The sequence below is a fragment of the Microbacterium testaceum genome (genome assembly GCF_003075375.1).
In the GTDB taxonomy this organism is placed as follows: Bacteria; Actinomycetota; Actinomycetes; order Actinomycetales; family Microbacteriaceae; genus Microbacterium; species Microbacterium testaceum_E.
Genome location: NZ_QDFT01000066.1, coordinates 1 through 9,382, shown reverse-complemented (window position 1 = coordinate 9,382; position 9,382 = coordinate 1). Strand labels below are relative to the sequence as shown.

The 9,382-nt window shown below is 71.4% G+C and carries 7 protein-coding genes and 1 rRNA gene; 2 read left to right on the top strand and 6 right to left on the bottom strand.

Features of this window, described 5'->3' with window-relative positions; translation table 11 throughout:
• Both DC432_RS15135 and DC432_RS15130 read right to left on the bottom strand, forming a co-directional pair.
• Positions 1-544: GDSL-type esterase/lipase family protein (locus DC432_RS15135; protein WP_431739691.1), on the bottom strand; the 544-nt coding region annotated here is incomplete at its 3' end.
• Between the two features lie 118 nt (positions 545-662).
• Entirely contained in the window at positions 663-2,123 is a 1,461-nt protein-coding gene (locus DC432_RS15130; RefSeq protein ID WP_207770844.1) for an MFS transporter, read from the bottom strand.
• Between the two features lie 127 nt (positions 2,124-2,250).
• On the opposite strand from DC432_RS15130, the gene DC432_RS15125 reads away from it, so the two are divergent.
• Complete coding sequence (locus DC432_RS15125) at positions 2,251-3,108, top strand: helix-turn-helix transcriptional regulator (protein WP_108320289.1); 858 nt, start codon at positions 2,251-2,253, stop codon at positions 3,106-3,108.
• A 133-nt stretch (positions 3,109-3,241) separates the two neighbouring features.
• Here the strand turns inward: DC432_RS15125 and hisS are convergent, their stop codons facing one another.
• On the bottom strand, positions 3,242-4,489 hold the full coding sequence (gene hisS / locus DC432_RS15120; RefSeq protein WP_243393165.1) for a histidine--tRNA ligase: 1,248 nt from the start codon (positions 4,487-4,489) through the stop codon (positions 3,242-3,244).
• 151 nt (positions 4,490-4,640) lie between these two features.
• On the bottom strand, positions 4,641-5,258 hold the full coding sequence (locus DC432_RS15115; protein WP_116538560.1) for a MazG nucleotide pyrophosphohydrolase domain-containing protein: 618 nt from the start codon (positions 5,256-5,258) through the stop codon (positions 4,641-4,643).
• A 271-nt stretch (positions 5,259-5,529) separates the two neighbouring features.
• On the opposite strand from DC432_RS15115, the gene DC432_RS15110 reads away from it, so the two are divergent.
• Complete coding sequence (locus DC432_RS15110; RefSeq protein ID WP_116538558.1) at positions 5,530-8,202, top strand: phosphoenolpyruvate carboxylase; 2,673 nt, start codon at positions 5,530-5,532, stop codon at positions 8,200-8,202.
• 86 nt (positions 8,203-8,288) lie between these two features.
• On the opposite strand, the gene DC432_RS15105 is transcribed toward DC432_RS15110, so the two are convergent.
• Positions 8,289-8,888 carry a gamma carbonic anhydrase family protein gene (locus DC432_RS15105; protein WP_116538557.1) on the bottom strand — a complete coding sequence of 200 codons (600 nt, stop codon included), beginning with the start codon at positions 8,886-8,888 and terminating at the stop codon, positions 8,289-8,291.
• A gap of 232 nt (positions 8,889-9,120) precedes the next feature.
• Positions 9,121-9,237, bottom strand: a 5S ribosomal RNA gene (rrf, locus tag DC432_RS15100).
• Positions 9,238-9,382 lie beyond the last annotated feature (145 nt).

Below are 9,382 nucleotides of genomic sequence, written 5' to 3'. Positions count from 1 at the left end.
ACGTCACCCACCGCGTCCCCGCGACGCGCGCCGCCGCACAGCTCGAGGAGGCCACCGGCATCCCCCGAGCTCTCAGGATGCCGATGGCCTCCTCGAGCTGTGCGGCGGCGCGCGTCGCGGGGACGCGGTGGGTGACGTCGTTCCCGCCCACCACGATGACGGCGACGTCGGCGCGATACTCCGGCGGGAGTTCCGCGAGCTGCGCGGTCAGCGCCGAGGTCTCCGACCCCACGACCGCGGCGGTGCGGAGCCGAACGGGACGGGCGGCATCGCGCGCGATGCCCTTCGCGAGTCGCGCACCCAGGGTGTCCCGCCGGTGGCCCGCGCCGAGCCCCGCGGCGATCGAGTCGCCCAGCAGCAGCAGCTCGACCGGCTCCCCCGGGTGCTTCTTGCCCCGCCACACACGGTCGGCGTCCAGAGCCTGCTCCCCCAGTGGCTTGCCGATCCGGCGCCGCGCGATCGCGGCCTGCCGCGAGATGAGCGTCCGCATCGCCACGGCGGTCGCGCCGAGCACGGCGACCGTCGAGGCGGCGGTCAGGGTCACCGGTCGACGCGCGCGCATCCTCCGATGACACTCGCCCTCGATGAACGCCCGGTGGACGCGCCGTGACGGTGGAGCGACACCGGGCTCCCGGCATCCTGAGCTCTCGTCGTGTCTGTCATCAGCGCAGATTGCGACGCGCGCGGGAGCGCAGAGCGATCGCGACGATCAGCACTGCCACGGCGAGGACGATGTCGAGGGCCAGTCCCGCGAGGAGTTCGTCCCGTCCGGCGGCGCCGGTGAGGCTGACGAGTCCTCCGATGACGATCACGCCGAACGACAGGGCGAGCTGTTGCGCTGTGCTGAACATGCCGCCCGACAGTCCCGCGGCCTCCACCGGGACCTCGCGGACGACGAGCTGGGTGAGCGGGGAGAAGATCAACGCCTGACCCGCGCCGAGAAGCACGAGCGCGGGCTGCAGCCACGAGCCCACCTCGCTGCCCCACGCCACCGCGAGGGTGCCGGCCATCCCGAGCAGCGCGACGATCTGCAGCGCCACGCCGAGGATCAGCGTCGCGTCGCCGAGACGGCTCTGGATGCGGGCGACGGCCAGAGACATCCCCGCGAACACGACCGCGAAGGGCAGCAGCGCCATGCCCGCCTGCAGCGACGTCAGTCCCCCGGCCTCCACGGCTCGCGGGAAGACGTAGAGCAGGGCGGAGTACCCGGCGAAGAACAGCCCCGCGGCGAGCAGCCCGAGCTGCAGGGGGCGCAAGCGCAGCACGCTCGGTGGCAGCAGCGGGACGCGGCCGGAGCGCTCGATGGCATCCTGGTGCTTCCACATGCCCACCAGCGCGACGGCGGCCACCACGAGCGCGAGGGCGACGGGCCAGGACCAGTTCCAGACCGGTCCGAAGGTGAGGGCGACGGAGGCGGCCAGGATGCCGAGCGCCAGCGCCGCGGTGCCGACGAGGTCGATCGCGACCACCTCGTGAGCGCGTGAACGCGGTGCGAGCGGCGCGAGGACGATCGCCGCGACCGCGATGAGCGCGACCACGACGAAGACGGCACGCCACCCCTCGACGGAGCCGAAGGACAGCCCGGCGAGCGCTCCGCCGGACACCTGGCCGACCGCCGCGCCGATGCCGCCGCTCGCGCCGAAGGCGGCGATGGCGCGCGTGCGGGCGGATCCTCGCGAGGTCGCCTGGATGGTCGCGAGCACCTGCGGGGTGCACAGAGCGGCCCCGACACCTTGGACGACGCGCGCGGCGATCAGCGTCTCGATCGAGGGGGCGAGGGCGCACGCGATCGCCGAGACGAGGAACAGCCCCATGCCGATCGTGTAGAGGCGGTGTCGGCCGTAGCGGTCTCCGAGACGTCCGCCGAGGATCAGCAGCACGGCGAAGGGGATGCCGTAGCCCGCGACGACCAGTTCGAGAGCGACGTCGCCGGCACCGAAGCGTTCGCGCAGCGTGGGGAGGATCACCGTCACCGCGTTGAAGGCGAACGTCCCGGCTCCGGGGCCGACGAGGAAACCGAGGTAACGCCAGGTGGGCACGCTCTCGGCGGCGTCGAGGTCGGGCGGACCGGGGCGGATCGGCAAGGGGGCGCTGCCGGTGGCGGGCTGTGCGGCGGTGGTCATGGTGCCAGCATGGAACCGGCGGCATCCTGGTACCAGGAGTGCCTTCATCCTGGTACTGAGAGCACTCCTCACCGCGCGAGGACGTGTCGAAGGGCGGTCCTAGGATCGCCGAAGAGGGAGGGATGCCATGAGTCGGTCCGACGACGCCCGCGCCGAGTTCGCGGGGTTCCTGCGCAGCCGTCGGGCGCGCCTGCGTCCCGCCGACGTGGGCCTCCCCGACGGCACACGTCGCCGCGTCGCCGGCCTCCGCCGAGAAGAGGTCGCGCAGCTCGCCGGTGTCGGACTCACCTGGTACACCTGGCTCGAGCAGGGACGCCCGATCGCCGCCTCCGCGCAGGTCGTGGCCGCGATCGCGCGCGCTCTGCTCCTGAGCGACGACGAGCGCGACCACCTGTTCGCCCTCGCCGATCTTCCTCTTCCCGATCGCGAGGCACGGCAGTGCGTCGGGCAGACGCACCTCGACCTGCTCGAGAAGCTCCTGCCCTACCCGGCAGCGGTGCAGACCTCGCGCTTCGACATCCGTGCGTACAACCGCTCGTACCGCTACCTCTTCGACGATCTCGACGACATGCCGGCCGAACGGCGAAACTGCGCGGTGCTGCTGTTCACCGACACGGCGTGGCAGCGCGCCCACGTCGACCTCGACCACGCGCAGCGACGGATCGCGGCTCGCCTGCGTGCGGCCTACGGCCGGCACCACGAGGAGCCCTCGTGGCAGCGTTTCATCGCGGAACTCGAAGCGACGTCGCCGCGCTTCGCGGAACTGTGGCGGCTGGGGGACGTCGGCGGAGAGCGAAACGCTCCGAAGAACCTCGTGCACGCGCGCGTCGGAGCGCTGCACCTCGAGATGTCGAGCCTGTGGATCGACGAAGGCCTCGGCTCACGTGTCGTGTGGTTCTCGCCCCGCGACGATGCGACCGCGGCGCGCCTCGAACGGCTCGCGGCCGAAAGTCCGGACGAGGCGGTGATCAGCGCGGTGGCGTAGCCGGTGTGCTCGCCGACGCCGAGCCGGACAGGAGAACGCCGAGCCCGTCGACGGCGTCGGAACCCACGAGGCCCCGTCGCTTCGACGATCTCGGACCGCCCGCGGACCCGTCGATCGGCGCGGGCGTGCGGTCTCAGCTCAGGGGACGAAGCTCCAGGGTCTCGGGCGTGGTGCCGACACCGACGGGAGCGAATGCTCCGTACCCGTCGGCGGCCGAACGCTCGAGCAGCGCCTTCATGTTCTTCGCACGCTGCTCGACACGGACCCGCGCCCCGCCCTCGACCAGGTGCGACTTGAGCGCGAGCAGCTGCGCCAAGGGCACGTCGCGGTCGTGCACGAGCACCACCGAGCGCTCCCCCGCGGCGTCCGCGTCGGGAAGCAGGTCGACGATCCGCTCGAACCCGATCGAGAATCCCACCGCCGGCACCTGCTGCCCGAGGAACCGCCCGATCATGCCGTCGTACCGGCCACCGCCGCCGAGCGAGTAGTCGACGCTCGGGTGCGCGAGCTCGAAGATCGTGCCGGTGTAGTAGCCCATGCCGCGGACGAGGAACGGGTCGAACACCAGCGGCGCATCGGCGCCCCGCGCCGCCGCGACGGTCTCGCCGAGCGCGACGAGGTGGGCGACGACCTCGTCCGGGATGCCGGCCGGCAGGGCCGCGCGAATGCCGGCGTCGTCGAAGGTCGGGGTTCCCGCCGGCCGGTCGAGGTACGCCGCGAGGGCGTCGACGGCCTCGACCGCAGCGCCGCGCTCGCGCAGTTCGGCGACGACGCCCGACGGGCCGACCTTGTCGAGCTTGTCGATCGTGATGAGCACACCGGGGCGCTCCTCGGCGGCGAAACCGAACACGTCGAGCATGGCGTCGAGCACGCGGCGGTCGTTCACGCGGATGGACCCGCCCTCGAGTCCGAGCGTGTCGAGCACGTCGAGGCTCGCGACCATCAGCTCGGCCTCGGCGCGCGCGGTGCCGTCGCCGATGATGTCGATGTCGCACTGCAGGAACTGGCGGTAGCGGCCCTTCTGCGGCCGCTCGGCGCGCCAGACCGGAGCCATCTGGATCGCGCGGAACACCGTCGGCAGCTGCGCGCGGTTCGTCGCGTAGAAGCGCGCCAACGGGACGGTGAGGTCGTACCGCAGACCGAGGTCGGCGAGAGCCGCGGGATCGTCGGCCGCGGCGCGGATGGCGTCGGCATCCATCCCCCTCTTCAGGATGCTGAACGAGAGCTTCTCGTTGTCGCCGCCGATGCCGGCGTGCAGGCGGTCGTAGTCCTCCATGACGGGGGTCTCGATCTCGTCGAAACCGTGCGCGCGGTAGCGCTCGCGGATGACGGCGAGCACGCGCTCGCGACGGGCCTTGTCAGCGGGGAGGAAGTCGCGCATTCCGCGCGGCGGGTTCACGGATGCCACCGTCCCATTGTTCCAGGCTCCCGCGGCTCCTCGAGCGCGCGCCGCCGAGCGACCGCGCTCTGCGCCGAGACCGTACGACATCGACGAAACCGTGGGCGAGGGACGCCCGCCGCGTGCGGTCTCGTCAATCGGACGCGGTTTCGGCGCTCGCCTCCGCCGCGTGCACGTCGGCGCGCAGGGTGCGCAGGCGCTCGCGCAGGGCGCGCTCGGCGTCCCAGCCGCGGGCGCGGGCGAACTGGACGAGGGCGAGCAGGGCGTCGCCGAGCTCCGCCTCGGACTCGGGATCGGCGAGTCGGTGATGCGGGGCGTGCACCCCGACCTGCGCGGCCTTGCCGATCACCTTCTGGGCGAGGGCGAGCGAGGGCATGTGCGCGCTGACCCCGTCGAGCACGCTCGTGCGCTCGTTCTTCTCCGCGGCCTTGGCGGCGTTCCAGTGCACGAGCACTTCTTCGGGGGTGGATGCCACGGCCCCCGCGAACACGTGGGGGTGACGCCGCACCATCTTCTCGGTCAGCCCCCGCGCGACGTCATCGATGTCGAAGGGGTCGTCGGCGTCGCCCGCGGCGATCTCGGCGTGGAAGAGCACCTGCCAGAGCAGGTCGCCGAGCTCCTCGCGCAGATCAGCGCGCGTGCCGGATTCGACGGCGTCGATGACCTCGGCGCTCTCCTCGACGAGGTAGGGCACGAGGTCGCGGTGGTCGATCCGCTGCGTCCACACGCAGCGGGCCCGCACGGCCTTCATCGTCTCAGCGGCCTGCCGCAGGGCGTCGTCGCTCACGGTGTCTCCCTCCGCGGGCCGGGCGGCGCCGCTCGCCACGAGTATCCCCCGGCCGCCCCCGCCACGGCGAGGACGCACCGGACACCCGCTTCTTTCCGGATGCCGAGTCCACCTCCCGGGATGAATCGCGCGCAACGCCGCCGACGCCGGAGAAAATCCCGCCTGCGGGGCGTCGGGCCGTCGCGAGCCGTCACGCGTGATCTGCCCGCAACGGGACGCCGATAATCTGGGGCGTGTGCGAGAACTGACCCCGACCGAGGCCATCGACCTCGTGGGCCGCTTCGAAGCCGGCCAGGAGCTCCCCGAGCAGATGCGCGCCGACGTGCGCCTGCTCGGATCGCTGCTGGGCCGCGTGCTTCAGGAGAGCGGCTCCCCCGGACTGTACGACGACGTCGAGCGCCTGCGGACGGCGACGATCCAGGCCTACACCGACGAGACGCCCGAGGCGTTCGAGCGGGCCGCCGCGATCGCCGACGGCTTCTCGATCGAGCGGGCCGACGAGGTGGCGCGTGCCTTCACCGCCTACTTCCACCTCGTCAACCTCGTCGAGGAGCACCAGCGCGTGCGCATCCTGCGCGAGCGGGGCGACCGTCCCTCGCGCAGCGGCACGCCCGACACGATCGCGACGGCATTCGAGCGGCTCTCGAGCGAGGTCGGCGAAGAGACCGCGCTTGCGCGTCTGCGGGCCCTGCGGTTCCACCCCGTGTTCACCGCGCACCCCACCGAGGCACGCCGCCGCGCGATCTCCACGAGCATCCGCCGCCTGTCGGAGCTGCTGTCCGAGCACGACGACGCATCCGAGGGCGGCACCGAGAGCCGTCGCGCCGAGCGCCGCATGCTCGAAGAGATCGACACGCTCTGGCGCACCGCTCCCCTGCGTCGCGAGAAGCCGTCCCCCGTCGACGAGGTCCGTTCGGTCATGTCGGTGTTCGACGAGACGCTCTACACCGCCGTGCCCCGCGTCTACCGGCGTATCGACGACATCCTCCAGGGTGAGCACGCCGGCTCCCGCGCTCCGATCGTGAAGCCGTTCGTCCGCGTCGGCTCCTGGGTCGGCGGCGACCGGGACGGCAACCCCTTCGTCACGGCATCCGTCACCCGAAAGGCCGCCGCGATCGCGAGCGAGCACGTCCTTCTGGGCCTGGAGCGTACGACGCAGCGCGTGGGCCGCGGACTGACGCTGGATGCCGAGACCACTCCGCCGAGCGACGCCCTCGTCGCGCTGTGGCACCGCCTGCGCGCGGCCGACGAGGACGCCGCGGCCGAGATCGCCGAGCGCTCCCCCGACGAGCCGCACCGCCGCATCCTGCTGCTGCTCGCGCGCAAGATCGCCGCGACCCGCACGCGCGACGCCGACCTGGCGTATCGCGACCCCGAGCACCTGCTCGCCGACCTGCGCACGGTCCAGGACTCCCTGGTCGCGGCCGGGGCGGCCCGACAGGCCTATGGGGCGCTGCAGCGCCTCGTGTGGCAGGTCGAGACCTACGGCTTCCACCTCACCGAGCTCGAGGTCCGCCAGCACTCCGCCGTCCACCGCAAGGTGCTCGACGAGCTGCGCGCCGGCGGCGCCCGCAGCGAGCTGACCGAAGAGGTCCTCGAGGTCTTCCGCTCGATCGCCTTCGTCCAGGAGCGTTTCGGTCCCCGCGCCGCGGGACGCTACATCGTGTCGTTCACGCAGTCCGCCCAAGACCTCGCCAACGTGCACGAGCTCGCCGGTTACGCCGTCGGCCCCGGCGAGCAGCCGCCCGTCCTCGACGTCATCCCCCTGTTCGAGACCTTCGCCGACCTGCAGGCCGCGCCGGGCATCCTGGCCGAGATCGTGTCGCACCCGGCTTTCGTGGATCGCCTGGATGCCACCGGCCGCCGCCTCGAGGTCATGCTCGGCTACTCGGACTCGTCGAAGGACGTCGGCCCAGTGGCCGCCAACCTCGCGCTGTACGAGGCGCAGGCGAAGATCGCGACGTGGGCCGAGGCCGAAAGGATCGAGCTGACGCTGTTCCACGGCCGCGGTGGCGCCCTGGGTCGCGGCGGCGGTCCGGCGAACTCGGCGATCCTCGCCCAGCCCCCGCATTCGGTCGACGGTCGCTTCAAGCTCACCGAGCAGGGCGAGGTCATCTTCGCCCGGTACGGCGACCCCGACATCGCGATGCGTCACATCGACCAGGTAGCGGCCGCGGTGCTGACCGCCTCCTCTCCCTCGATCGAGCGCCGCAACCGCGGGGCAGCCGACGCCTTCGCCGACGTCGCGCAGACGATGGACGTGGCGTCGCGAGAGCGCTTCTTCGCCCTCGTGAAGGCGCCGGGCTTCGCGCCCTGGTTCGCCACGGTCACCCCGATGGAAGAGCTCGGCCACCTCGCCCTCGGCTCACGGCCCGCACGCCGCGGCCTGTCGGTCGAGTCGCTCGAGGACCTGCGCGCGATCCCCTGGGTGTTCTCGTGGACGCAGGCCCGCATCAACCTCGCCGGGTGGTTCGGTCTGGGCACCGCCCTGGACGCCGTCGGCGATGAGCAGCGGCTGCGCGAGGCCTACGAGCAGTGGCCGCTGTTCCGCACGATGATCGACAACGTCGCCATGAGCCTGGCCAAGGCCGATGAGCGCATCGCGCGTCGGTACCTCGCTCTCGGCGACCGCGACGATCTCGCGCAGCTCGTCATGGACGAGATGCTGCTCACCCGCTCCTGGGTCGAGCGCATCACCGGCGGCGACCTGCTGGGCAACAAGCCGGTGCTGCAGCGCGCGGTGAAGATGCGCAGCCCCTACGTCGATGCGCTGTCGCTGCTGCAGCTACGCGCCCTGCGCGCGCTCCGCGAGGCGCACGGCGAGAATCCGACCCCGGATGCCGAACACCAGCGTCTGCTGCTGCTGTCGGTCAGCGGTGTGGCCGCGGGACTGCAGAACACCGGCTGACGGCCTCGGTCCGCACGACGAAGCGCCGGTCCCCTTGGGGGCCGGCGCTTCGTCGTGCTCGCGGTCCATCGTGCTGCGGTTCGGGCTCACCCGAGGCGACGATCATCGGCGTGCCGGGAGAGGCTGCGTCCGTAGCGCTCGGTGAGCTGCACCATGAGGTCGGGGGTCTCCCGGTCCAGTCCGAAGACGTAGCCGGGGAAATCGAGCTCCCTCTGCGCCGCCCAGATCTCTTCGTGGCGCTCGGGCGGCAGGATCAGCAGCGGATCGCCGACGGCGACCCACGAGATCGGCACGACGCTGTCCGCCGGCAGCACCGTCCGCACGTGGACGACGGCATTGATGCGAACTTCACTGCGGTCGCCGATCTCGGCGCCGTTGAAGATCCGCGTGCCGGTCGCGAGAAACACGTCGTCGCCGATGTCGGCGCCGGCGATGCTGGCCATCGGACCGATGAGGGTGTGCGCCCCCACGTGAACGGCGTGCGTCGAGCTTGCGCGCACCAGCGCGTTCTCCATCACGATCGTATGGGCACCGAGCACGATCGGACTCCCCTCCGCGGTCAGGACCGCGCCGTGGAGCACCTGGCAGCCGGGCCCGATCGTGACGTCGCCGCTGATGACCGCTGTCGGGGCGACGACGGCGTCCGGATGGATACGAGGCTCAGATCCCAGGTGAGCGAAGAGCATGGCGCGTCCTTCCGACGGGTGAGGACAGCGTAGTGTCAGGCCTCCGCGCGCCGCGAGCGTATCGTCGCGCGTACGAAAAAGCGCCGGCGCACCCGCCCCTGTCTTCCCGGGGAGGGGTGCGTCGGCGCTGTGGACCGGTGCGATCACGCGCGCGGAGCGGCGCGCAAGCCACATGGGCCCAGAAATGCGAAATGGCCACCCAGCTTTGGGTGGCCATTTCGGCTGAAAAGAAGTCCGGCGGTGTCCTACTCTCCCACAGGGTCCCCCCTGCAGTACCATCGGCGCTGAGAGGCTTAGCTTCCGGGTTCGGAATGTGACCGGGCGTTTCCCTCTCGCTATGGCCGCCGAAACACTATTGATGTTTCAAAAACCAACAACGATATGTTTCATTGTTGTGTTCCCGACCGTACATCGAGAACCACTCAGTGGACGCAAGCACCAAAAACAGGTGTGTTATCAAGTCATCGGCTTATTAGTACCGGTCAGCTTCACGT